General features: G+C 69.8%; 22 protein-coding genes and 1 riboswitch. Of the genes, 12 read left to right on the forward strand and 10 right to left on the reverse strand.

Annotation, left to right across the window (positions count from 1 at the left end; translation table 11 throughout):
• Nucleotides 1-243: 243 nt before the first annotated feature.
• Nucleotides 244-549, reverse strand: coding sequence for a hypothetical protein (locus ACIBKY_RS51605; RefSeq protein ID WP_397109455.1), 306 nt, complete (start codon nucleotides 547-549; stop codon nucleotides 244-246).
• Between the two features lie 574 nt (nucleotides 550-1,123).
• On the opposite strand from ACIBKY_RS51605, the gene ACIBKY_RS51610 reads away from it, so the two are divergent.
• Both ACIBKY_RS51610 and ACIBKY_RS51615 read left to right on the forward strand, forming a co-directional pair.
• A complete protein-coding gene (locus ACIBKY_RS51610) occupies nucleotides 1,124-1,660 on the forward strand; it encodes a hypothetical protein (RefSeq protein ID WP_397109457.1) in 537 nt (178 codons plus the stop codon).
• Nucleotides 1,657-4,389: a KGGVGR-motif variant AAA ATPase gene (locus tag ACIBKY_RS51615; protein WP_397109459.1), complete on the forward strand. Its 2,733-nt coding sequence runs from the start codon at nucleotides 1,657-1,659 to the stop codon at nucleotides 4,387-4,389. Before ACIBKY_RS51610 ends, ACIBKY_RS51615 begins: the two co-directional genes overlap by 4 nt.
• Here the strand turns inward: ACIBKY_RS51615 and ACIBKY_RS51620 are convergent.
• On the reverse strand, nucleotides 4,368-5,120 hold the full coding sequence (locus ACIBKY_RS51620; RefSeq protein WP_397109461.1) for an endonuclease/exonuclease/phosphatase family protein: 753 nt from the start codon (nucleotides 5,118-5,120) through the stop codon (nucleotides 4,368-4,370). The two genes, ACIBKY_RS51615 and ACIBKY_RS51620, sit on opposite strands and share 22 nt — an antisense overlap.
• 144 nt (nucleotides 5,121-5,264) lie before the next feature.
• Between ACIBKY_RS51620 and ACIBKY_RS51625 the strand changes: the two genes are divergently transcribed.
• Nucleotides 5,265-6,518, forward strand: coding sequence for a hypothetical protein (locus tag ACIBKY_RS51625; protein WP_397109463.1), 1,254 nt, complete (start codon nucleotides 5,265-5,267; stop codon nucleotides 6,516-6,518).
• Here the strand turns inward: ACIBKY_RS51625 and ACIBKY_RS51630 are convergent.
• From ACIBKY_RS51630 to ACIBKY_RS51645, 4 genes are all read right to left on the reverse strand, one after another.
• On the reverse strand, nucleotides 6,508-7,332 hold the full coding sequence (locus ACIBKY_RS51630) for a glycerophosphodiester phosphodiesterase (RefSeq protein ID WP_397109465.1): 825 nt from the start codon (nucleotides 7,330-7,332) through the stop codon (nucleotides 6,508-6,510). The genes ACIBKY_RS51625 and ACIBKY_RS51630 overlap by 11 nt on opposite strands.
• Before the next feature lie 64 nt (nucleotides 7,333-7,396).
• Complete coding sequence (locus tag ACIBKY_RS51635) at nucleotides 7,397-7,933, reverse strand: NUDIX hydrolase family protein (RefSeq protein WP_184971135.1); 537 nt, start codon at nucleotides 7,931-7,933, stop codon at nucleotides 7,397-7,399.
• A 150-nt stretch (nucleotides 7,934-8,083) separates the two neighbouring features.
• Nucleotides 8,084-9,007 (reverse strand): sigma-70 family RNA polymerase sigma factor, encoded by a 924-nt coding sequence (locus ACIBKY_RS51640; protein WP_397109467.1) that lies wholly within the window; start codon nucleotides 9,005-9,007, stop codon nucleotides 8,084-8,086.
• Nucleotides 9,008-9,074: 67 nt separating this feature from the next.
• The gene (locus ACIBKY_RS51645; RefSeq protein ID WP_397109469.1) at nucleotides 9,075-9,812 is read right to left on the reverse strand and encodes a hypothetical protein; all 738 of its coding nucleotides are present in this window, start codon (nucleotides 9,810-9,812) and stop codon (nucleotides 9,075-9,077) included.
• A gap of 101 nt (nucleotides 9,813-9,913) precedes the next feature.
• On the opposite strand from ACIBKY_RS51645, the gene ACIBKY_RS51650 reads away from it, so the two are divergent.
• Entirely contained in the window at nucleotides 9,914-10,633 is a 720-nt protein-coding gene (locus tag ACIBKY_RS51650) for a hypothetical protein (RefSeq protein ID WP_397109471.1), read from the forward strand.
• Here the strand turns inward: ACIBKY_RS51650 and ACIBKY_RS51655 are convergent.
• From ACIBKY_RS51655 to ACIBKY_RS51665, 3 genes are read right to left on the reverse strand one after another with little or no spacing between them, the layout of a single operon-like run.
• A complete protein-coding gene (locus tag ACIBKY_RS51655) occupies nucleotides 10,613-10,984 on the reverse strand; it encodes a hypothetical protein (protein WP_397109473.1) in 372 nt (123 codons plus the stop codon). The genes ACIBKY_RS51650 and ACIBKY_RS51655 overlap by 21 nt on opposite strands.
• Before the next feature lie 5 nt (nucleotides 10,985-10,989).
• Entirely contained in the window at nucleotides 10,990-11,895 is a 906-nt protein-coding gene (locus ACIBKY_RS51660) for a hypothetical protein (protein WP_397109475.1), read from the reverse strand.
• Nucleotides 11,892-12,191: a YbaB/EbfC family nucleoid-associated protein gene (locus tag ACIBKY_RS51665; RefSeq protein ID WP_397109477.1), complete on the reverse strand. Its 300-nt coding sequence runs from the start codon at nucleotides 12,189-12,191 to the stop codon at nucleotides 11,892-11,894. Before ACIBKY_RS51665 ends, ACIBKY_RS51660 begins: the two co-directional genes overlap by 4 nt.
• Nucleotides 12,192-12,320: 129 nt before the next feature.
• Between ACIBKY_RS51665 and ACIBKY_RS51670 the strand changes: the two genes are divergently transcribed.
• The 8 genes from ACIBKY_RS51670 (at nucleotide 12,321) to ACIBKY_RS51705 (ending at nucleotide 19,838) form a co-directional block, all read left to right on the forward strand.
• Nucleotides 12,321-12,812, forward strand: a complete 492-nt coding sequence (locus tag ACIBKY_RS51670) for a SigE family RNA polymerase sigma factor (RefSeq protein ID WP_397109479.1) — start codon at nucleotides 12,321-12,323, stop codon at nucleotides 12,810-12,812.
• Nucleotides 12,809-13,981, forward strand: a complete 1,173-nt coding sequence (locus tag ACIBKY_RS51675; RefSeq protein WP_397109481.1) for a TolB family protein — start codon at nucleotides 12,809-12,811, stop codon at nucleotides 13,979-13,981. Before ACIBKY_RS51670 ends, ACIBKY_RS51675 begins: the two co-directional genes overlap by 4 nt.
• 11 nt (nucleotides 13,982-13,992) lie before the next feature.
• A riboswitch (cobalamin riboswitch) is annotated at nucleotides 13,993-14,130 on the forward strand.
• A gap of 98 nt (nucleotides 14,131-14,228) precedes the next feature.
• On the forward strand, nucleotides 14,229-14,348 hold the full coding sequence (locus ACIBKY_RS51680) for a CbtB-domain containing protein (protein WP_246510127.1): 120 nt from the start codon (nucleotides 14,229-14,231) through the stop codon (nucleotides 14,346-14,348).
• A gap of 11 nt (nucleotides 14,349-14,359) precedes the next feature.
• Entirely contained in the window at nucleotides 14,360-15,109 is a 750-nt protein-coding gene (locus tag ACIBKY_RS51685) for a CbtA family protein (RefSeq protein WP_397109483.1), read from the forward strand.
• Between the two features lie 38 nt (nucleotides 15,110-15,147).
• Nucleotides 15,148-15,828: a histidine phosphatase family protein gene (locus ACIBKY_RS51690; protein ID WP_397109485.1), complete on the forward strand. Its 681-nt coding sequence runs from the start codon at nucleotides 15,148-15,150 to the stop codon at nucleotides 15,826-15,828.
• Nucleotides 15,825-17,906 carry a putative cobaltochelatase gene (locus ACIBKY_RS51695; protein WP_397109487.1) on the forward strand — a complete coding sequence of 694 codons (2,082 nt, stop codon included), beginning with the start codon at nucleotides 15,825-15,827 and terminating at the stop codon, nucleotides 17,904-17,906. Before ACIBKY_RS51690 ends, ACIBKY_RS51695 begins: the two co-directional genes overlap by 4 nt.
• A 1-nt stretch (nucleotide 17,907) precedes the next feature.
• Nucleotides 17,908-18,510: a cob(I)yrinic acid a,c-diamide adenosyltransferase gene (gene cobO, locus ACIBKY_RS51700; RefSeq protein ID WP_397109489.1), complete on the forward strand. Its 603-nt coding sequence runs from the start codon at nucleotides 17,908-17,910 to the stop codon at nucleotides 18,508-18,510.
• A complete protein-coding gene (locus ACIBKY_RS51705; protein ID WP_397109491.1) occupies nucleotides 18,504-19,838 on the forward strand; it encodes a cobyrinate a,c-diamide synthase in 1,335 nt (444 codons plus the stop codon). The genes cobO and ACIBKY_RS51705 overlap by 7 nt, the downstream gene beginning before the upstream one ends.
• Here ACIBKY_RS51705 and cobN read toward each other — a convergent pair.
• Nucleotides 19,793-23,353, reverse strand: a complete 3,561-nt coding sequence (gene cobN, locus ACIBKY_RS51710; RefSeq protein WP_397109493.1) for a cobaltochelatase subunit CobN — start codon at nucleotides 23,351-23,353, stop codon at nucleotides 19,793-19,795. The two genes, ACIBKY_RS51705 and cobN, sit on opposite strands and share 46 nt — an antisense overlap.
• Between the last annotated feature and the right edge of the window lie 5 nt (nucleotides 23,354-23,358).

A 23,358-nucleotide genomic window follows, 5' to 3' on the forward strand; every position in this document is an offset into this window, starting at 1 on the left:
ACTCAACGCCGCCATCTGGCACAACTGGAACACCGGCGCTCCGGTAAAGCGATCCCTAACCTCCTACGATCACTGATTTCACATCAACGATCTAGGTGGTTGGACGGTTGGGGTCGCGCCCGGAGCCAGGGTGCTCCGCTCCACGCGCTCTGCCCGGGGCTGCTCGTTGCCCGGTCGGGTGGTTGGATCCCACTCGAATCAGGCGGCCGCCCTCACCGTGGCCGCCTGATCCGGTGTCATCGGTCAGTCAAGTGCCATGAAGCTGCCGACGTTGTCCACCCGGACCTCGCCGGGCGCGACCGGATTGAAGATCCTGGTCCGGCACGCGGAGTCGGGGAAGACCAGGATGGTGCCCTCGGTGGCATTGCGCACCAGTGAGCCGGGACCGGTACCTACGTGACACTCGTGGGGCTGAGGGTTCTCGACGGCCTTTTGCTCGCCGCTCGGCGAGTGGAGGAACACGACGCCTGGTGCGGCGAAGGCGGGCCCGGTGCCGACGAACGCGAGCGTCGCGGCGGCGGCCACCAGCATGAGGGGGATCTGGCGCATGAGGTTTCCCTTCTGTCGTGGGGATGGACCTCACCAGACTTCACCCTTCGCAGCAGATCCACCACTCTCCGTAATGTCACGCTGCGCTGGCCAAACGGTACGTATGCCAAGCCCACCCGAGCTCTTTCGACTCTGAGGTGGACGAGGGTTCTACCGCTCAGCCAGGGCGGTCAGGATCCGACCGTCCTCTACGCCAGCCTTGGCGGAGCGGGGACTTCTGCTCAGTGAGCCGTACGCAAGGCAGTTGAATCTGCAAGCTCCGCGAACACCGCTTCTCGCGCACACGAGGCCGCACGCATCAAGGTGCTTCAAAGAACTGCGGATGTGCGAGGCTGGTGAGCTCTTTGGCGGGTCAGGTAAAAGCGGACAGGCGGGGGGCGGTGCCTGAGGCCCAGTTGGGTGGTTGGCCGGTTGGAGCCCGCCCGGGGCAACAGTGCTCCGCCTATCGTGATCGCGCTAGCCATCGCCGATGGCAGGCGTTCAGCGAACTTGAACCGTTCGCCTTCTCATCGACCGGGGATCGGCAGTTGGAAGGCGGTCATCACAGGCCAACGCCAGGGGAAGGTGCCCGCCGGTGGCCGATTTGGCTATGTTTGGACTCATATGGAGTGCTAAAGCGGTCAGTCTCGGCAGATCAGTTGCTGCATCTTCAGTGGAGCGCCTGCTGGACACGGCCAGTCTCGATAGATTACGCAACGTGCCCGTGGATGTCGGCAGACGCCAACTTTTTGCGAGTTCCTGCGCCCACCAGCAGGCGGCTGAACTTCTTTCAGAAGGCTCTCCAGCAGCAGTGCTTCTTTTCTATGGCGCTGAGTGCGGCCTAAAGGCGGCTCTCCTAGGTCGTCTCAACCTACGCTCGACGGCTCAGCTTCCCGAACATCTCAGAAGCCATGACTTGCAGAAACTTGCTAAGGAGTTGCGGCTGCCTCCCCATCTATGCGCACGAATGCAACACTGTGCGAGCCACAACATGGCAAAGGTACAGGTCGAGTTCCGCGACCTGCATCAGGCGTGGCGTTACGGGCACACCCTTCGCAAGGAGCACGAGCAAGAGGCTCTCGCGGTGCTACGTGACCTGCTGGACTGGTGTCGGCAAGAATTGAGGGCATGATCATGCCAGACCTGTGGACCAAAGTACCGGAGCGTCTCTACACCTGGATGGACGTGGACGCCCACTTGGCGATGCTCGCGACGCAGAACCAATGGCCTGCTTGGCTCCACGAGTGCGATGCCTTCTGGGACGGCCTCGAACTCAGGATTGATCCGCAGGCATCATCGGAAGCCGCCTTGTCTTGGCTGAGCGAGCGGTTTGGTGTCGGCTCGGTTGTGCTCCATGAGCAGATCAATGCGCTTCGTCTCGACGATGTCCCTGGACGCGCTGCCACAAGACTACTCCCGATCATGGTTTCTCACCGAGACCCCGATATTCCACGGCGGGAGCCCCGGTGGCGTGAGCGGCGCATCGTTCGTGCCCTCGGTCAACCCTTGCCTCCTCCCGATCTGTCGTTCCCCGGCAACGTGCGGATCGCCGCGCTGCACTCTTTCAAAGGTGGGGTGGGACGTACCCTGCACGGTGTGGCTCTTGCAGACGCCATTGCGCGGCGTGGTGAGCGAGTGCTTCTTATTGACGCTGACCTCGAAGCGCCGGGAATCACCTGGATGTTCGCATCTCGGGGCCGGCGCGTTGACTTCAGCTACGAAGACTTCCTCGCACTTCTGCACTCCTCCGAGGATGGCCGTCCGTCAGATGCAGTGTCATTGGGTGCGACCTATCTGTTGAACCAGACGCTGGACAACGTGATCATCATGCCTACCCGTCGTTCCCTGCACGACATAGCACCGTCTCGACTTGAGCCCACCGATCTCCTAACCCCCGACCGGTCTATCTACTTTCTAACAGAATCCATTGCCGAACTTGCATGCCATCTGGATGCGCGGTCGGTTCTGATCGATCTCCGTGCGGGAAGCAGCGAACTTGCGGCTCCGGTGTTGCTGGATCCGCGAGTTCAGCGCATCTTCGTCACCACCATTAGCAACCAATCGCTATATGGTTCGATTCGCACTATTCAGGAGCTCGGCCGAAGAGCCCCGAGCCGAGCTGACGATCCATCGAGCATTGCTATCGTAACTCAGTTCAGAGAACAGGGACACCGCGACCAGGCAGCCAAGGCTGCTGCAATGCTTCGAGATGCCATCGCAGAGACACTCGAACCGCGTCCAGAGGACAATGAGGACCGGACCGTCGATGGCGACCTCAAACTGGAGCCAATCTTTAGCGCCTTTCAAGACGGGCTTCTAGCTCTGCCGTCCTCTTGGGAGGAAGTTGTGGAGCTTACTCGACGTCATCAACTTGAAGGGATGCTTGCGTCATTGGCTGAAGGCCTTGCTCCTTCGAAGAGTTCGACTCTTTCCGATGAATCGCATGCTGTAGAGTCGCTCCGTGTCAACCTGCAGGATAACCTCGTGCCTCTCCGTGAGGCCCTGAGTGATTTCGCTCGACGACTGGTTTATGCCGAGACAGCGGATGATACTGCCTTTCTGCCAACGGAGTCGCTCCGAAATCTGCTGACGTCACATCGGACGGAGCCGCCGCTGTGTGTGGTGGCAGGCGCGAAAGGTTCCGGGAAAACCTTTACCCAGATACAGATGTGTTTCCGTAGAACCTGGCGGACGTACGCACGTGACGTGGGCGTTGAAAAAGTAGCTCTAGACGCCTTGTTGGCGCCAGTCTTCGTCTCCAAGAACCTCAATGACGCCACCAGGCAACGAGTTGAAGAAATTCAACACAGCGCTTCAGTGTCAACTGACTCGGAATCATATAGCCAGCTTGACCTCCGTGATGTCATCGATGAGTCTCTCCGTTCGGAGCTGACAGATCTACAATGGAGGCAGGTTTGGCTCACGTGCATGGCGCGCGCCATAGGGATCAGGACCAGCCCCATAGACGTTGAGGAGAAGCTGGCTGAATTCGGTCGTTTTAACAGGAGAATCTTTCTCATAGACGGACTCGAGGATCTCCTTCAAGATTTCTCCGATGACAGTGCCCAGGTCCAGGCACTCCGAGTTCTATTGATCGACTGCATTGACTGGTTGAGGAGTCTGCGTGGTCGGCCACTCGGACTGGTGATCTTTGTTCGGCGTGATCTGGTTCAGGCGGCTATCAAGCAGAATTATGGACAGTTTTTCGCTCGATACAGCGAGTATGAACTCAAGTGGAACCCGGCCGAAGCTCTCAGGCTTGCCCTCTGGGTGACGCAACGCTCGAACGCTCTCCCGGGGTTGACCTCAGACGAGGTGGTCTCGGCCAAAGATCAGCGGCTCAGTGAATGGCTTCTTCCCGTGTGGGGAGAGAAAATGGGATCACTGCGCTCGCGTGAAGCGCGATCGGACGGCTGGTTCCTTGCTGCGCTGTCAGATTTCAATGGTCAGATTCAGGCCCGCGATATTGTTACCTTCCTCAAAGAGTCGGCTGCCTTGTCGGTTGCAGACACTCGCTCGACAGACCGCTTGCTCGCGCCCGCCGCGATGAGGAAAGCCCTGGTGCAATGCAGTCGGGAGAAGATCCAGGCAATTGGCGATGAAAGTCCGCAGGTCGGAGAGCTTCTCAAGCACCTTGACGCTCTAGGTGTGGAGCAAAAGCGAATTCCATTCAGCCCTGAAGCGGTGGGACTGTCCAATGAGAACCTGGAGATTCTTGCCGCCAATGGCGTCGTTTTCCGCGAGGAAGATCAATACTGGATCCCTGAGATATTCCGGCACGGGCTCTCCTTCAAGGCAACTGGGCGGCCGAAGATTTTGGCCATCGCGAACCTAGTTCGTCAGCGCAACAACCTCGACTGAGGTCCTAAGGGGTCGGGTTCCGGGAGGGTCAGGTCGCAGGCCAGGCCGTAGTGGTCTGAGGGCCAGATGTTGTCTTGCGGGGTGGTGAAGGTCAGCCAGGTCCGGATCGGGTGAGCGCTGGTGAAGATGTAGTCCAGGCGTCTCGTGGGCTCGTCGTCGTACTGGCTGACGAAGGCGTTGGTGCGGGAGAACGTGTCACCGGCGGTGCCGTCGCCGGTGGTGGTCCACGCGTCGGTGAAACACTCGCTCAGGTATTGGATTTCCGGGGAGTCCGGGGTGGCGTTGAAGTCGCCCAGCAGGACCGCGGGGGAACCGGTCATGTGGGCGGTGATGAAGCGGGCCTGCTCCTGCCGGATGGCGCTGTGGCCGGGCTGCCAGTTCAGGTGGGTGACGTAGACGGGGAGGTCGCCGGCCTGGACGTAGAGGAGGGCTCGTGGTTCGTGGCCGGCCACGGGGAGGGGGACGTGGTGCTGGTCGCGGATGGGGAGGCGGGTCAGGATGGCGTTGCCCTGGACGCGGCCGTCTTCGGCGGTGAAGGCGGGGGCGTAGGCGATTTCGTAGCCCAGGTCGCCGGCTATTTCTTCTGCCTGACAGCGGCCCTCGTGACGCCAGACTTCCTGGAGGCCTATGACGTCGGGGCTGAGGTCGGTCAGTTCCCGGCGGATCAGGGCCAGGCGGGACGGCCAGGGGCCCTGTCTGCCCCAGACGTTCAGGGTGGCGACGCGGATCATGGCGTTGACCTCTCGATCCGGGGTGGGAATTCATGGTCTATTCAAGCGGTCTTGCTCTTGCTGTGGGTGAACGCGAGACTTCTTCCGTGGCGACCATCGGGGTCCGCAACGCCCCGGCCGGTTCGCCGCGGAAGGGAACCCGTTGTGGAAGCGGTGTTCGAGACCGCGTATCGCGGACTGCCGCCCGACGCGGCGCGCCTTTACCGGCTGCTGGGGCTGTTGCCTGGGAGCGATTTCACCGCTGCTCTGGCCGGCGCGCTCGCGGGTGGTGAGGTGCGGCCGTTGATCGGGGCGCTGCTGGAGACGTACCTGGTGGTGGAGACGCTGCCGGAGCGGTATCGGCTGCATGAGCTGGTTCGGGGGCATGCGGCGCACGCTGCCGAAGGGGAGCCGGCGGCCGAGCGGGATGAGGCTTTGCGGCGGGCGGTGGCCTGGTATTCGCGCATGGTCACCGCGGCTCACTGCCTGGTGCTGGATCGCCCCGGGGAGCCGGGGGTGTTCGACGGTCCCGGTGAGGCGCTGGACTGGCTGGAGAGTGAGCGGGGGAATCTGCTGGCGTTGCTGCGGCAGGCCTCCACCGCGGGGTGGGATGAGCTGGTACGGCGGAGCGCCGAAGCCATGTGGGCGCTCTATGCCAACCGCAAGCACTACGCCGACTGGCTGGAGACCAGCAGACTCGGGACCCTGTCCGCGCACCGGCTCGGTGACTGGGCGGCTGAGGCGCGCATGCGTGATCAGACGGCCAGGGCGTTGATCGAGCTGTCGGACTTCTCGGCCGCCGAGGCCGAACTGGACAAGGCGGCTGCCGGGGTGGAGCGGGCCGTCGAGGCGGCCAAGGCGCCTGAGCCGACGCGCACCGGAACGGAGAACCCCGGGCCAGCAAGCGCGGAAGGCGGGAGGCTCGGGAGCGGAGAGGGCGAAGGCTCTGGGGACAAAAGCACAGAAAACGCCGCGACCCTCAGGAGCGCCGGGAGCGCCGGGAGCGCCGGGGGTGTTGGGAGTGAGGGTGGGGGTGGCGCGCGGAAGGCGGCTGAGGTGCGGGCGGTGATGATCGAGACGCGGGGGCTGCTCGAACTGGCCCGGGGCAACCCCGACGCCGCGGCCGAGCGTTTCGACGAGGGCGTTCAGGCCTTTGAAGTGCTGGGGGACGCACGGGGCAAGGCCCTGCTGACCTATCAGCGAGGACGGGCGCTGGCCGCCGCCGGGCGGAACCAGGAGGCGGCTCAGGCGCTGGAGGCGGCCGCCGGCCAGGCGCACGATGACGAGCTCACCCGGGGCGGGATCGCCATCGTGCTCGGGCAGGTCTATCGGCGGCTGGGCCGTACCGAGGAAGGGGAGGTGTGGCGGAGAGAGGGCGCGGAGATCATGCGGGCGCGGCGGATTCCGGTCAAGGAGTGAGTGACGCCATGCCGGGCCGGTCGGTGATGATGCCGTCGACGCCTTGGGAGGCCAGGCGGCGCCACTCGGCGCGGTCGTTGACGGTCCAGGTGAAGACCTTCATCCCCAGCCTGTGGATGCGGTTGACGTAGGCCCGGGTGACGTACTGGTAGGGCGGGTTGATCTGGGTGGCGTAGCGCGACAGGGTGCGGAGCTGGCTTACCTCGGGGGCGCCGAGGAGACCTACCGGGATGCGCGGCATTCTGTGGTGGAAGGTACGCATCGAGCGCCAGTCGAAGGACTGGACGACCAGGCGGCCGGGCCGCAGCCACCAGGAGTTCTTGCGGAGTTCGGCGGCGACCCGGCGCTCGATGCCGGGGTACTGGTCCGGGTCCTTGATCTCCAGGAGCAGGCCCATGCCGCGGCCCTTCATGACGCTCAGGGTCTCGCCCAGGGTCGGGACGCGTTCGCCGGAGTGACCGGAGCCGAACCACGAGCCCGCGTCGAGTCTGCGGATCTCATCCAGGGTGAAGGCGCTCAGCGGCCACGGCGCGCGGTCGGGGAAGACGCTTTCGACGTCGGTGGTCCTGGTGAGCGTGGGGTCGTGCAGGAGGACGAGCTGATGGTCCTTGGTCTCGCGGACGTCGAGCTCGAACATGTCGGCGCCCTGCCGGCCGGCGAGCTTGAAGGCGGCGAGGGTGTTTTCTGGGGCGTCCGCCGAGGCGCCCCGGTGGGCGACGTTGGTGGGGTCGGCGGCGACGGCGGCGGAGACCGCCGGCGTCAGGGTCGTCAGGGTCGTCAACGCGGTCACGATGATGAAGCCCAGTCGTCGCATGTGACCGAGCTTGACAGGCGAACGTGACTCCGAGTTGAGCACAGAGTGACGCGTCGCTTACAAATCAGGTCAAGCGTCCCACATGTGCTAGTGCCTGCTTGAGCAGCACGCCCTGCCCGCCGGCCATCTCCTGCTGCACCATCGGGGACGACGCCTCCTCGGGGGTGAACCAGACGAGGTCGAGCGCGTCCTGTCGCGGGCGGCAGTCACCGGACACCGGGACGATGTAGGCCAGCGAGACCGCGTGCTGCCTCGGGTCGTGGTACGGCGTGACGCCCGGCGTCGGGAAGTACTCCGCGACCGTGAACGGCTGTGGCGAGATCGGGATGTTCGGCAGCGCCACCGGCCCGAGATCCTTTTCCAGGTGCCGCATCAGCGCGTCGCGGACCCGCTCGTGGTGCCGGACCCGGCCGGAGACCAGCGCCCGGCTGACCTCGCCGTCGGAGCTGATGCGCAGCAGGAGGCCGACGTGGGTCACGACACCGGTCTCGTCGACTCGCACGGGGACGGCGTCGATGTAGAGGATCGGCATGCGTCCGCGAATCGACTCCAGCTCTTCGGGAGCCAGCCAGCCAGGTACGGTTTCGGTCTTTTCGGTCACCCGCTGATCGTACGTCCTCCCCGGCCGCGAGGCTGGCAGCCGGGGTCAACGTCGGCCCTGGTCGCGACCACAGCCTCAGTCAACCCCGGCCCTGGCCGCCGGGCGAAGAGCCGGGGTCAACGTCGGTCCTGGTCGCGACCACAGCCTCGGTCAGCCCTGGCCCTGGCCGCCGGGCGACGAGGCGGGGTCGCGGGACGGCGCGGGCGAAAAGGCGAGCCGGCGCAGGCGCTCGGGGCTGGCGAGGATGTCCATGGCCACGATCTTCCCGCCGGAGACGGTGACCGCGGCGACGATCTTGGGCTTGCCGTTCGGCGCGGACATCATGCCCACGGCCCCGTTGACCAGCACCGGCACGTAGCGGTCCGCCATCGTGCGGAACGTCATCGCCTGGCCGGCCACCTCGGCGGCCCCGCGGATCACCCGCAGCGTGCCGATCGGCACGTCGGCGCCCTCGACGCGCAGCACCACGTCCGGGTCGAGCACGGAGACCAGCGCCCCGAAGTCGCCGTCGCGCGCGGCGGAAAGGAACGCGGCGACGACCTCGCGCTGCCGGGCCAGGTCGGGGTCGGGAGCGACACGGGCGCCCTGGACCCGGCGGCGGGCCCGGCTGGCGAGTTGCCTGGTGGTGGCGGGGGAGCGTTCGACGATCGTCGCGATCTCCTCGAACGGCACGCTGAACATGTCATGCAGCACGAACGCCAGCCGCTCCGCGGGTGCCAGCGTGTCGAGCACCACGAGCAGCGCCAGCCCGACCGAATCGGCCAGCAGGGCCTCGTGCTCCGGGTCCACGTGGTCGCCGACGCTCACGATCGGGTCGGGCAACCGTTCGCCGATGGGATCCTCGCGCCGGGACTCGCGTGAGCGCAGCATGTCGAGGCAGATTCGCCCGGTGACGGTGGTGAGCCAGCCGGCGAGGTTCCCAACGTCGCTCACGTCGGTCCGGCTGAGCCGGAACCACGCCTCCTGGACCGCGTCCTCGGCCTCGCCGAGCGAGCCCAGCATGCGGTAGGCCACGGCCCGCAGGTGCGGGCGATGCGACTCGAACCGGGCCGCGAGCAGGTCATCGTCGTTCATCGGTCACTCTTTCGCGGTCCGTCATCAGGGGCGACGTCCAATGTACGGCGGAGCCGTACGAGCTCAGCTACGGGGTGGGGCGGCCGGCGATCGCGTCCTGGACCGTGTGTTTGAAGCGTTCGATCGGCTCCCGGATCCTGTGCTCGCGCCACTCGGCCCGCCGCAGTTTGCGCGATCCCTCCCGGTATCGCCAGCGCGCCCACGGCGAGCCCGGCCTGGCCAGCCGGATGGCGCCGACCAGCGCGAGCGGGGTGAGGTAGACCCCGATCAGCCCAGTCCAGATCTTGCCCTTGCTCAGGCTGAGCACCGCGAACAGGATGTTCGCCGCCACGACGAGCCCGCCGTTGATCAGGTCCTCGCCGGTGAACAGTTCGTCGACCTCCAGCGGGCTGATCCCGAGCAGTCCGAGCCCGCACAACGCCAGCGCCATGAACACCGTGTCCACCGACAGCCGCCCCTGTTCGGTCCAGTAGACGTCCTGCAGATGCAGTACCAGCGCGAACTCGTCGAGCACGAGCGCCGCCCCCACGCCGAACACCGCCGCGGTCACCCCCGCGGGCGGAGAGCTCCCATCCTGTACGGCCAGCCCGCCGATCCCGCCGAGGCACATGAACACCAGCCCGAACACCACGTGGTGGATGTGCGTCCCGCCCGGGGTGACGTTCCCCGGCCACCACCGCACCTGCTTCCTGATCATCCGGACGCTGAACCTGATGAACAGGAACGTGAGCAGGAACAGCACGAAGAAGCAGAACAGCCGGAGCTTCCCCGCGTCGACGATCTCCCGGGCGAACCAGTGCCCCATCTACCCCCCAACGACCGGCCAGGGGGGTAGTGCTAGGTGTACCCGCAATACTCGCCTCTGTGCCAATGTGCCCGCTGACCTGCGCCGATTGAATGATCGACATGACGCGGACACACTCTCTCCCCGGTCCCTGGGTCGAGGCGGCCGGGCTGCTGCTCGGCCCGCTCCTGCTCCTCGCCGGGTTGCTGACCCGGATCGGCCAGGACGACTTCTTCCCCGGCCAGCTCGCCGCCTATGCCCGGCAGCCGGGCACGATGCTCCTGTCCTACAGCCTGTTCGCCGCCGGGCTCGTGCTCCTGTGGCCGGCCGCGGTCGCGCTGGCCCGGCGGATCTCCGCCACGCATCCCGGCTGGGGGCGGTGGGGCGTGACGCTGGTGGTGCTCGGACTGTTCGGACGGGTCTTCCATGCCGGGGTCAGCCACCTGGCGTTCCGGATGGTCGACGCGCTCGGGCTGGAGGCCGCGCGGACGGCCGTGGCAGACACCTACGGGGCCTTCCACGTCTTCAAGGCGGTCAACGTCGTCATCATGGCGGGCTGGATCGTGCTGGCGATCGGTGCCTTCCGCGCCAAGGCGTTCGGCCCCGGCGCGGCCGGCGTGGCCCGCTGCGTCGCGCTCGCGCTGGCCACCGGGCTTCCGCTCGGCGTGCTCAAGGGCAGCACGGACCTGCCCTCCCTGCTCGCCGTCGCCGGCCTGGTCGTGGCCATGGCGCCGCTCGGGGTGAGCGTGCTGAGGCAGGCCGGCCCGGCGCCGCGGTGGTGGGCGGTGGCGCTCACCGTCGCGGCCGTCCCGGCGGCGTTCCTACTCGGGCTCAGTGGGTGAGCCCCAGATCTCGGGGTTCTCGTCCGGCTCGGGGAGCTTGGACAGGAGGTCGGCGATGCTGTCCCAGTTGGCGACCCGGACGAGGTCGCCCATGAGGCGCAGGCGCTCGGCGAGCTGTTCGTGGGCCTCGTCCAGGTGGACGAGGCCCTTGGCGATCTGGTCGGTGTGGGCCTCGTAGCCGCGGGCGCCGCCCTCGCCCTTGAAGAACGTGACGCCCTCCTGGGTGCCGCCCCAGAAGGCGCCGATGGCGGTCAGTTCCGCGGCGGCCCGCCGTACGTGGTCGGCCAGGTCGCGGCGCTCGGTGTCGTAAGCCTCGGCGACGGCGCGCAGCCGGGCGCGGTCGATCTCCATCCTGCTCACCCCGCGGGTTTGTGGGCCATCGTGAAGTAGAGGAGCATCCTGCCCAGCGTTTCCTTCCAGGTCGGGATCAGGTCCTCGCCGCCCTGGCCGTTCATGGCGTCGTAGCTGGGGCCGTAGCCGACGGAGCCGCCGGCCATGCGGCCGATGAAGTACTGCAGGTCGAGGTTCTTGGTCGCGGCCCTGGCCGCGGGCATGGCCGCGTCGAAGGCGCCGTAGAAGGCCACCGAGGCGGCGAACTCCTTGAGCGCCTGCCGGGCGTTGTCGCCGAGCGAGCCCGGGTCCTCGCCGCGCGCCGCCTTGACCCCGGCGACCACGCTCACGTCGCCGATGGCGAAGAAGGCGCTGCCGATCGAGTACTCGGTCAGCTTGGCCAGCACGACCCGCGCGACCGCGTGCTCCAGGAGCTTCGACAGCAGCTTCGCCTGCGCCCTGCGCATGAGGAACTGCGTGATCTGGTACGCCGCCCCCGCCTGCCACGGGAACGTGGTGATGAAGATGAAGCTGGCGAGGTTGGCCAGCGCCATGGTCCAGTAGGCGTGCCGTATGGTCTCGACGATCTCCGCGAAGTCGTCGCAGGCCTCTGCGTTCGCGCGGCAGGCGGCGGCCAGCTTGCCCGGGTAGCCGAGGGCCGGCGGCATCGGGTACAGGCCGGCGGTGACGGTCCGCTTGAACGCGTCCACTCCTTCGCCGCTGTTGCGCCGCCAGACCGACTCGGCGGCGGGGTAGGTGTTGCCGGAGCTCCGCTCCACGCGTTCGGCCAGCCGTAGCCAGGTGTCGCGGGCCTGGCGGGCGCGGTCGGGATCGCCTTCCGGGTAGTCGACCGCGAGCATCTGGAAGACGAAGGCGGTGATGCCGAGGGCGCCGAAGCCGTAGATGGAGGCGCGGGTGGGGTTGATCTTCATCGCAGCACGTCGGGAGTGAACGGCTCGGCCAGCGCCCTGGCCTGGTCGCCGGCGTCGCGGGCGGCAGCGGCGGCGGCCTGGAGGACGGCGGCGGCCAGTTCGTCGGAGCCGAGCCGCATGGCGCGGGGGTCGATGGTGAGCCCGGCCAGGGCGCCGGTCATGGTGGCCTCGGCGACGACCCGGCCCTCGGCGGCCTCACCCCGGCCGCGTACCTGCTCGATCTCTTGCTGGAGTCCCTGGAGTTGGGCGATCTCCCCGTGGAACTCGGCGAACATCCGGTCCAGCTCGTCTGTCATTCGGCCCAACGTAGATCGTGACACCGGCAATGGCAACTGAACTAGTAGGTAAAGCGTTTCACCTCACATTCAACAGAATCCGGCCTCCGTGCGTCTGGGATGTGATGGACCGAGGAAGGGTGAGCCAGGGTGGACGACTTCGCGGCGTTCGTCGCCGAGCGCGCCGACGCGCTCCTGCGTTATGGATACGTGCTCAGCGGCAACCCGCACGACGCGGCCGACCTGACCCAGGAGGCGCTGATCAGGCTGCACCGGGCCTGGTCGCGGGTGCGCGGCAAACGCGACCCGGAGAGCTACGTGCGGGTGACCATGGCGAGGCTGCACATCAGCGCCTGGCGGTTACGGCGGCGCGAACGGCTCGGCTGGGACCTGCCGGAGACCTCGCACGAGGACGTTCTGCCCTCGGAGTCCGAGCAGGGACTCTGGCGGGCGCTCGAAGGGCTGCCCAAGAAACAGCGCGCCGTGCTCGTCCTGCGCTACTACGAGCAGCTGACCGACGCCGAGATCGCCGGGGTGCTCGGCATCTCCCAGGGGACGGTCCGCAGCCATGCCTCGCTCGGGCTGAGCAAGCTCCGCTCGGCGATCGACCGCCCCTCCGCCACGAACGGGAGCGCCCGATGACTCTGGAAGAGGAGCTGCGCAGCGCCCTCGGACACGCCGCCGAGCGCGCGCCCCACGCCCCGCAAGGACTGCCCGCGCACATCGCGAACCGGTCCAGGCGCCGCAGGATCCGCGCGAACGCGCTGATGGCGGCGGTCGCGGTCGTGGTGATCGCCGGAGGGGCCGCGGTGGCGCTGCGCGGCGAACCCCGGCAGCACCCGATCCCCGCGGTCCGCCCGACCCCCACCCCGTCGCGGATCACCGAGGCCGAGCCGGTGGAGAAGGTGTGGCCGGCGGCTGTCACGAAGATCCCCGGCAAGCTGCGCGGCGGTGCGAAGATCCGCCCGCTGAAGCTGATCGACGGCCGGTCCGTGCTGTTCGAGACGTGGGAGAGCCACGAGAAGGCCAACGCGATCTACGCCTACGACCTGGAGGCGCGGACGAGCCGGAAGATCACCGACATCCGCACGCCGAAGGGCGTCTACGCCGACACCTGGACGATCAGCACGGACCGGGTCTTCTGGAGCACGATCGAGGACGGCGGCACCGGACTCTGGTCGGTCCCGCTCGCAGGCGGGGGCACGGAGCGCCTGGCCACGGTGCCCGGCCGGGTCGACGCGATGGCGGTGGCCGGTGACCGGCTGGCGTTCTCCGTGATGGACGGCGGCGGCGTCTCCACCATCCCCTTCGGGGGCGGGAAGGTGGAGGCGGTGCGGGGGGCCGAGCGGCACCACATCCTGAGCTGGCCGTGGGTGGGAACGCCGAGCGAGTACACACCCAACGGCGAGACCAGCTACGAGGAGATCGTCAACGCCGAGACCGGCGAGACGAGCAGGGCGGTCGTGCGCGCGGGCGAGACCCAGGTGCGGTGCGGCGTGCTCACCTGTGTCGGCGTCAGGCCGGACCGGACCGCCTTCATGCGGCTGCGCGACGGCACTCAGGAACGCGACCTGCCCGAGGCCCCTCTGCTCGGACTCGCCGACGACCGGTTCATGACGGTGCAATTCGACCGGGCCGGCGGCGGTCAGGCGTTGCTCGACCTGGCCACGGGGCGGACCGGAGACATCGGCATGCGACCCGGCGACGATGGCGGGATGCCCGTGATCCAGCTGGGCCCCGGCGACGGCCGGTTCGTGGACTATCCGCTCAACGGCGACCACGTGATCATCGATCTCTCGAAGATCACGTGACTGTTGACGAGAACCGGAGGAAAGGATACGTTCCGGTAGATTTCACGGCTGTCAGGGGAAATCCGGTGAGATGCCGGTGCGGACGCGCCACTGTATCCGGGACCCAGATCCCGGGAGCCAGGTCACCTAACGGCCGTGACCTCACCTGTTGGGACGCGTCATCCCTGAGGAGGCCTTGATGAGTGGTGGGACCACTTCGACGTCCGTGCCCTTTCCCCGTTTGCGGCCCTGGTTGCTGAGTGTTCCGTTGTTCCTGTTGATCGCGTACCTGGTCCTGATGGACAACGGCGCGGTCTCGCAGACCGGTACCTTCCTGCACGAGCTGATGCACGACGGGCGTCACCTGCTCGGCGTGCCCTGCCACTAGGGACGGGCACGATGGTGCGCACACTTGTGGTCAGAGGGCTGCTCCTGGGCCTGCTGGCCGGATTGGTCGCGGGCGCCTTCGCCTTCCTGGCGGGGGAGCCTCACGTGGACAGCGCGATCGCTTTGGAAGAGGCCGCGGCGGCGGCCGCGCCCGCGGCGCCCGCTGACGATCATCACGGTGAGGAGGCCGAGGTCAGCAGGCCGGCGCAGAAGGCCGGGCTGTTCCTCGCGACGGGCCTGTACGGCCTCGCCGTCGGCGGCATCTTCGGCCTGGTCGTGGCCGGGCTGCGCGGACGGGTCGGCCCCCGGTCGGACCCCGCGCTCGCGTTCGCCGCGGCGGGCACGGCCTATCTGGCGATCGTCCTGCTGCCGTTCCTAAAATATCCCGCCAACCCGCCCGCCGTCGGCGATCCCCACACGATCGGCAGCCGGACCCTGCTCTACGTGGTCATGGTGCTGGTGGGCCTGGCCGCCGTCGCCATCGCGGTCGCCGGCGGGCGCCGGGTCACCGGCGGTCCGTGGGCACGCTGGAGCGTCACCGTGGTGACCTTCCTCGTGCCGGTGGTCGCCGCCCTGGCGCTGCTGCCCCGGGTCGACGAGGTGCCCCCGGGCTTTCCCGCCACCTTGCTGTGGGAGTTCCGGCTCGCGTCGCTGGGCACACAACTGGTGTTCTGGGCGGCGTTCGGGGCGCTGTTCGCCTGGGCGGGCGAGCGCGCCGCCCGCCGGGCCGCCGCCGCCGTCCCGGCCGCCGCACCGAGCTGAGCGGAGTGCTCTTCGTACGGCATGCCAGCACACCAGGCATGCGCACAGCCTGCTTCCCGGCGCCGGAGCAGGCCGATCGCGCCAGCCTGGCGAAGGCCGCCCTTCTGGCCGGGACCGCCGACCTGGCCAGGACGGCGTCATACGCGGGACCCGGCACCCGGCCCGACCGGGACGAGCCCGGTGACACGGAGCCCGCGGAGCTCGCGGAGCTCGGGGAGCTCGGGGAGATGCTGACGGCCGGGCAGGCGGGGGCGGCGTTCGTCGCGCCGTCGGTGGCCGCGTTGCAGACGGCCTCGGCCATGGGGCTCGCGCCCATCGTGGTCGACGCGCTGGCCGAGGCGGATCACGGCCGGTGGGGCGGCCTGCCGTACACGCGGGTCGCCCAGGAGGAGCCGGAGGCACTGGCGAGCTGGCTCGCCGACCCCGGCGCGGCGCCCCACGGCGGCGAGAGCCTCGACCGGATGACGGCGCGCGTCACGGGGTGGCTCGACGAGACGCGGGCCAGGTTCGACGGCCGGCGCGGGCGGCCGTTCCTGGTCATCTGCGATTCGGGAGCCATCCGCGCCGCGCTCGGGCACGCGCTCGGCCTGTCCCCGCTGCATGCCGCCCGTTTCGACCTCGCGCCACTATCCACCACCGAGCTGGCCGTCACCCGCGGCGGCTGGCGGGTCGCCCACGTCAACCGGGACGCCCTCGAACACCGGAAGGTCACCTCTTGATCGCCACCTACCCGTTCAGCGCGGTCGTCGGGCTCGACGACCTGAAGCTGGCGCTGGTGCTCAACGCCGTCTCACCCCGGGTGGGCGGCGTGCTCGTCCGCGGGGAGAAGGGCACCGCGAAGTCGACGATCGTCCGCGCGCTGGCCGCCCAGCTGCCGTCGGTGGACGTGGTGGCCGGTTGCCGGTTCGCCTGCGACCCGGCCGCGCCGGACCCGGACTGCCCCGACGGGCCGCACGACCCCGGCGAACAGCGCCACCGGCGGCCGGCCTCCCTGGTCGAACTGCCGGTCGGCGCCTCCGAGGACCGGCTCGTCGGTTCACTCGACGTCGAACGCGCGCTGACCGAAGGCGTGAAGGCGTTCGAGCCGGGGCTGCTGGCCGGCGCGCACCGCGGCGTCCTGTACGTGGACGAGGTCAACCTCCTGCACGACCACCTCGTGGACCTCCTGCTCGACGCCGCCGCGCTCGGCACCTGCTACGTCGAGCGCGAAGGTGTGTCGGTACGGCACGCCGCCCGCTTCCTCCTGGTCGGCACCATGAACCCGGAGGAAGGCGAGCTGCGCCCCCAGCTCCTCGACCGGTTCGGACTGACCGTCGAGGTGAAGGCGTCGCGCGACCCCGGCGAGCGGGCCGAGGTGGTACGGCGGCGCATGGCCTACGACGCGTCACCCGAGGAGTTCGTGGCGCGATGGACCGCCCAGGAGTCGGCACTCGGCGAGCGGATCCTGCGGGCCAGGGCGCTGCTGCGCGGCGGGGTCGCGCTGCCCGACGCGCGGCTGCTGCAGATCGCGGCGGTGTGCGCGGGGTTCGAGGTGGACGGCCTGCGCGCCGACCTGGTCACGGCGAACGCGGCCATGGCGCACGCGGCCTGGCAGGGGCGGGACCGGGTGACGGAGGAGGACGTGCGGGTGGCGGCCCGGCTGTCCCTGCCGCACCGGCGGCGCCGTGACCCGTTCGACGCGCCGGGGCTGGACGAGGAACTGCTGGAGGAACTCCTGGACCGCCACCGGGGCGACGACGACCCCGACGGCGGCGGCGCCCCCGACACCCCGCCCGACCCGGACGGCCCCGGCTCCGAGCCCGACCAGGGCGAGGCGGCGGACCAGGGGGAGGCGGGACCCACATCGGATCCCGGGCACAACTCCCAGGCGGACCAGGGGGAAGCGCGAGGCCGGGGGGAGACCGGGCACGACTCCCAGCTTGACCAGGGGGAAGCCGGGCACGACTCCCGGCCTGACCAGAGGGAGGCCGAGCGCGACTCCCCGGGCGGTCAGGAGGCCGGTGTCACGGCGGTGGCCGGGGTGGCGGCGCCGTATCGGGTGCCGGTGCTGAAGGTACCCGGGCTCGGGGCCGGTGCTTCGGGGCGGAGGTCGCGGGCGCGTACGCCGCGTGGCAGGGCGACCGGGGCGCGGGTGCCGCACGGCAAGGTGAAGGATCTGCACCTGCCGGCGACCCTGCTGGCGGCGGCGCCGTACCAGAAGGAGCGGGGGCGGACCGGAGCCGGGCTGCTGCTGCGCGGCGGCGATCTGCGCGAGGTCGTGCGGGAGGGCAGGGAGAGCAACCTCGTGCTGTTCGTGGTCGACGCGAGCGGCTCGATGGCCGCGCGCAGGCGGATGACCGCGGTGAAGACGGCGGTGCTCAGCCTGCTGCTCGACGCCTACCAGCGCAGGGACAAGGTGGGGCTGGTGACGTTCAGGGGGAGGGGCGCGGAGGTGGCGTTGCCGCCGACGTCGTCGGTGGAGGCGGGGGCGGCGCGGTTGCGGTCGTTGCCGACCGGCGGGCGTACGCCGCTGGCCGAGGGGCTGGCCAGGGCGGCGGAGGTGCTGCGGGTGGAGCGGATGCGCGATCCCGACCGGCGTCCGCTGGTCGTGGTGGTGACCGACGGGCGGGCGACCGCCGGCGGTGACGTGGACGCGGCGGCCGGGCTGCTCAAGGGGGTGGCGTGCGTGGTCGTCGACTGTGAGAGCGGTCCGGTCCGGCTGGGCCTCGCCGTACGGCTGGCGGCCCGGCTGGGCGCCGAGGTGGTCACGCTGGATGACCTGGGAACGGTGGTCCGCGAGCACAGGAAGGCGAGCTGAGATGCCGCAGGGCAAGCCGAGCGTCGTGCCGGAGGACGGGCTGACCACGCGCCAGCGGCGTACGCGGCCGTTGCTGATGGTGCACACGGGCCCGGGGAAGGGCAAGTCCACGGCGGCGTTCGGGATGGCGCTGCGGGCGTGGAACCAGGGCTGGCCGATCGGGGTGTTCCAGTTCGTGAAGTCGGCGAAGTGGCGCATCGGCGAGGAGCGGGCGCTGCTGGTGCTGGGCGAGTCGGGCGAGGGCGGCTCGGTGAGCTGGCACAAGATGGGCGAGGGCTGGTCGTGGATCCAGCGTCCCGGCACCGAGGAGGACCACGCGGCCGACGCCCGCGAGGGCTGGGAGCAGATCAAGCGCGATCTGGCCGCCGAGACCTACCGTTTCTACGTGCTGGACGAGTTCACGTACCCGCTGAAGTGGGGCTGGCTGGATCTGGACGACGTGCTCGCCACGCTGGCGGGGCGGCCGGGCAACCAGCACGTGGTGATCACCGGCAGGGACGCGCCGGAGCGGCTGCTGGAGGTGTCGGATCTGGTCACGGAGATGGGCAAGGTGCGCCATCCCATGGATGCCGGGCAGAAGGGGCAGAAAGGCATCGAATGGTGATCCCGCGGCTGGTCGTCGCGGCGCCGTCGTCGGGCAGCGGGAAGACGACGGTGGCCACGGGGCTCATGGCGGCGCTGCGGGCGCGCGGGCTCCGGGTGTCGCCGCACAAGGTCGGGCCCGACTACATCGACCCCGGCTACCACGCCCTGGCCACCGGCCGCCCCGGGCGGAACCTCGATCCGTGGCTCGCCGGGGAGGAGCGGGTGGCGCCGTTGTTCCTGCACGGCGCGGCGGGGTGCGACGTGGCGGTGGTCGAGGGCGTGATGGGGCTGTTCGACGGCAAGGGGGAGACCGACTTCGCCTCCACCGCGCACGTGGCCAGGCTGCTGGACGCGCCGGTCGTGCTGGTCGTGGACGCGGCCAGGCAGAGCCGTTCCGTGGCCGCGGTGGCGCACGGCTTCGCCACGTTCGACCCGCGCGTACGCGTCGGCGGCGTGGTGCTCAACCGCGTCGGCTCCGACCGGCACGAGGAGTTGTGCCGCGCCGCCCTGGACGCGGCCGGCGTCCCGGTCCTGGGCGCCATCCGCCGCGACGACGCCGTGGCCACCCCCTCCCGCCACCTGGGCCTGATCCCGGCCGCCGAACGCGAGGCGGAAGCGGTCTCCGCGGTGGCGCGCCTGGGCGAGCTGGTGTCCCGCTCCTGCGACCTCGACGCTCTGGTACGGCTCGCCGCCACCGCCCCCGCCCTCCCCGGCACCCCCTGGAACCCGGCGGCCGAGGTGACCGCCGGACCGGCCGGGCCGGTCGTGGCGGTCGCGGGCGGCGCGGCGTTCACGTTCGGCTACACCGAGCACGTCGAGCTGCTGCGCGCGGCCGGAGCCGAGATCGCGGTCTTCGACCCCCTGCACGACGAGAAGCTCCCCGCCGGCACCGGCGCGGTGATCATCGGCGGCGGCTTCCCCGAGGTCTACGCCGCCGAGCTGGCCGCCAACGAGCCGTTGCGCGCCCGGGTCGCCGCGTTCGGCGGGCCGATCGCCGCCGAGTGCGCCGGGCTGCTGTACCTGTGTGAGGAGCTCGACGGCCGGCGCATGTGCGGCAGGGTCCCCGGCAAGGCCCGGATGACGGGCAAGCTGACGCTGGGCTACCGGGAGGCCACGGCGGTCAGCCGGTCGCTGCTCACCCGGCCGGGCGAGCGGTTCAGGGGCCACGAGTTCCACCGGACCGCCGCCGACCTGGGCGGCTGGGCGCTGTACCGGTGGGAGGGCGGCGCCGACGGCTACGGCGACGCCCTGCTCACCGCCTCCTACCTGCACCTGCACTGGGCGGGCAGCCCGGTGCTGGCTCAGCGGCTGGTGTCGTCCTCCAGGTCGCCCTCGGTCTTGAGGTAGACCTCCTGCACGCCCCGCAGGATCTCCGGGTCCGGGTGCTCCCACATGTCCCGCTCCGCCGCCTCCAGCAGCCGTTCGGCGATGCCGTGCAGCGCCCACGGGTTGGACTTGGCCATGAAAGCCTGGTTCTCGGGATCCAGCACGTACGCGGCGGCGAGCTTGTCGTACATCCAGTCGGCCATGACGCCGGTGGTAGCGTCGTAGCCGAACAGGTAGTCGACGGTCGCGGCCAGCTCGAACGCGCCCTTGTAGCCGTGCCTGCGCATCGCGGCCAGCCAGTTCGGGTTGACGACGCGGGCGCGGAAGATCCGGGAGGTCTCCTCCGACAGGGTGCGGGTGCGGACGGCGTCCGGGCGGGTGCTGTCGCCGACGTAGGCGGCCGGGGCCTTGCCGGTCAGGGCGCGGACGGTGGCGACCATGCCGCCGTGGTACTGGAAATAGTCGTCGGAGTCGGCGATGTCGTGCTCGCGGGTGTCGACGTTCTTGGCGGCGACGGCGATCCTGCGGTAGGCGCTCTCCATGTCGGCGCGCGCGGGCACGCCCTCCAGGTCGCGGCCGTAGGCGTAGCCGCCCCACACCGCGTACACCTCGGCCAGGTCGGCGTCGTCGCGCCAGTTGCGGCTGTCGATGAGCGGCAGGATGCCCGCCCCGTAGGCGCCGGGGGCAGAGCCGAAGATGCGCATCGTGGCCCGGCGCTCGTCGCCGTGCGTCTCCTCCTTGACGTGGGCGCGTACGTAGTTGTCCGCGTCGTCCTCGTCCAGGCCGGCGGCGAGCCGTACCGCGTCATCGAGCATCGCCACGACGTGCGGGAAGGCGTCGCGGAAGAAGCCGCTGATGCGGACGGTCACGTCGATGCGGGGGCGGCCGAGCTCCTCCAGCGGGATCGGCGCGAGGCCCGCCACGCGGCGGGAGGCCTCATCCCATTCCGGGCGGATGCCCAGCAGCGCCAGAACCTCGGCCACGTCGTCGCCCGCGGTCCGCATGGCGCTGGTGCCCCAGACCGACAGGCCCACCGAGCGCGGCCAGTCGCCGGTGTCGGTGCGGTAGCGCTCCAGGAGCGAGTCGGCCATGGCCTGGCCGGTCTCCCACGCCAGCCGGCTCGGGACCGCCCGCGGGTCGACCGAGTAGAAGTTGCGGCCGGTCGGCAGGACGTTGACCAGCCCGCGCAGCGGCGAACCGCTCGGGCCTGCGGGGACGTAGCCGCCGTTCAGGGCGTGCAGGACGTGGTCGATCTCGTCGGTGGTACGCGCCAGCCTGGGCACCACCTCCGTGGCGGCGAAGCGGAGGATGCGCTCCACCTCGGGAGTGGGCGCCACGGCCGCGGCGGCCTCCACCGTCCAGCCGCGCTCCTCCATCGCCTCGACCAGCGCGCGGGCGGTGGCCTCGACCCGGTCCACGTCCTTCAGCGACGCGCTGCCGTCCTCGGTCAGCCCGAGCGCCTGGCGCAGACCCGGCAGCGCCTCCTTGCCCGCCCACATCTGCCTGGCCTGCAGGATCGCCAGCACCAGCCCCACCCGGGCCGGCCCCTCCGGCGCCTGGCCGAGCACGTGCAGGCCGTCGCGGATCTGCGCGTCCTTCACCTCGCACAGCCAGCCGTCCACGTGCAGGATGAAGTCGTCGAACTCGGTGTCGTGCGGCCGGTCGGCCATGCCCAGGTCGTGGTCGAGCCGGGCGGCCTGGATCAGCGTCCAGATCTGCGCCCTGATCGCGGGCAGCTTGGCCGGGTCCATGGCGGCGATGGAGGCGTGCTCGTCCAGGAGTTGTTCCAGGCGGGCGATGTCGCCGTAGGACTCGGCCCTGGCCATCGGCGGCACCATGTGATCGACCAGCACCGCGTGCGCCCGCCGCTTGGCCTGCGTACCCTCGCCCGGGTCGTTGACCAGGAACGGGTAGATGAGCGGCAGGTCGCCGATCGCGGCGTCGGTGCCGCAGGAGGCCGACATCCCGGCCGACTTGCCGGGCAGCCATTCCAGGTTGCCGTGCTTGCCCACGTGCACCATCGCGTGCGCGCCGAAGTCCGCGGAGAGCCAGCGGTAGGCGGCCAGGTAGTGGTGGCTGGGCGGCAGGTCGGGGTCGTGGTAGATGGCGATCGGGTTCTCGCCGAAGCCGCGCGGCGGCTGGACCATGACCACCACGTTGCCCGCGCGCAGGGCCGCCAGCACGATGTCGCCCTCGTGCACGAACAGCTCGCCGGGCGGCGTACCCCAGTGCCGCTCCATGCCGGCGCGCAGGTCCGCGGGCAGCGTGCGGTACCAGCGCTCGTAGTCGGCGGCGGGGATGCGCACCGGGTTCCCCGCCAGGTGCTCCTCGGTCAGCCAGTCCTGGTCCTGGCCGCCGGCGGCGATCAGCGCGTGGATGAGCGCGTCGCCGTCCTGTTCGGCGACCCCGGGGAAGCCTTCGCCGAGGTCGTAGCCGGCCTCGGCCAGCCTGGCCAGCAGCCTGACCGTGCTCGCGGGCGTGTCCAGGCCGACCGCGTTGCCGACCCGGGAGTGCTTGGTCGGGTACGCCGACAGCATGACCACGAGCCGCCGCTCGGCCGGAGGCGTGTGCCTGAGCAGGCCGTGGCGCACCGCGATCCCGGCCACGCGGCGGGCCCGCTCCGGGTCGGCCGTGTAGACGGTCAGGCCGTCCTCGTCGATCTCCTTGAACGAGAACGGCACCGTGATGATCCGGCCGTCGAACTCGGGGATGGCCACCTGCGAGGCGGCGTCGAGCGGGGACAGGCCGTCGTCGTTGTCCTCCCACTCCTTCTTGCCGCTGGTCAGGCAGAGTCCTTGCAGGATCGGGACGTCCAGGGTGGCCAGCGCGCCGACGTCCCACGCCTCGTCGTCGCCGCCCGCGCCCGCCGTGGCCGGACGGGAGCCGCCCGCCGCCAGGACGGTCACGACCAGGGCGTCGGCGGTGCGCAGGACGTCGAGGAGTGCGGGCTCGGCCGTTCTGAGCGAGGAGCAGTACACCGGCAGCGGCCGGCCGCCCGACTCCTCGATCGCCCGGCACAGGGACTCCACGAACGCGGTGTTGCCGGCCACGTGGTGGGCCCGGTAGTACAGGACGCCGATCACGGGGCCCTCGGTGGCCTTGGAGTCGCGCTCCAGCGGGCCCCAGGAGGGCATGGGCGCCGGTGGGGCGAAGCCGTACCCGGTCAGGAGGACCGTGTCGGACAGGAAGCCGTGCAGCTCGGCGAGGTTGGCGGGGCCGCCGTGCGCGAGGTAGGCGTGCGCCTCGGCGACGACGCCCGCGCTCACCGTGGACAGTTCCATCAGCTCGGCGTCGGGGGCCTGCTCGCCGCCGAGCACGACGACCGGGCGTGGGCCGGCGAGCAGCGCGTCGAGGCCCTCCTCCCACGCTCGGCGGCCGCCGAGCAGCCGGACCACGATCAGGTCGACGCCGTCCACGAGCGCGGGCAGGTCGTCGGTGAGCAACCTGGCGGGGTTGCCCAGGCGGTAGTCCGCGCCGCTGGCGCGCGCGCTCAGCAGGTCGGTGTCGGATGTAGAGAGCAGCAGAACGCCAGGCACGCCGC

It is taken from the genome of Nonomuraea sp. NPDC050394, assembly GCF_044459065.1.
GTDB lineage: Bacteria > Actinomycetota > Actinomycetes > Streptosporangiales > Streptosporangiaceae > Nonomuraea.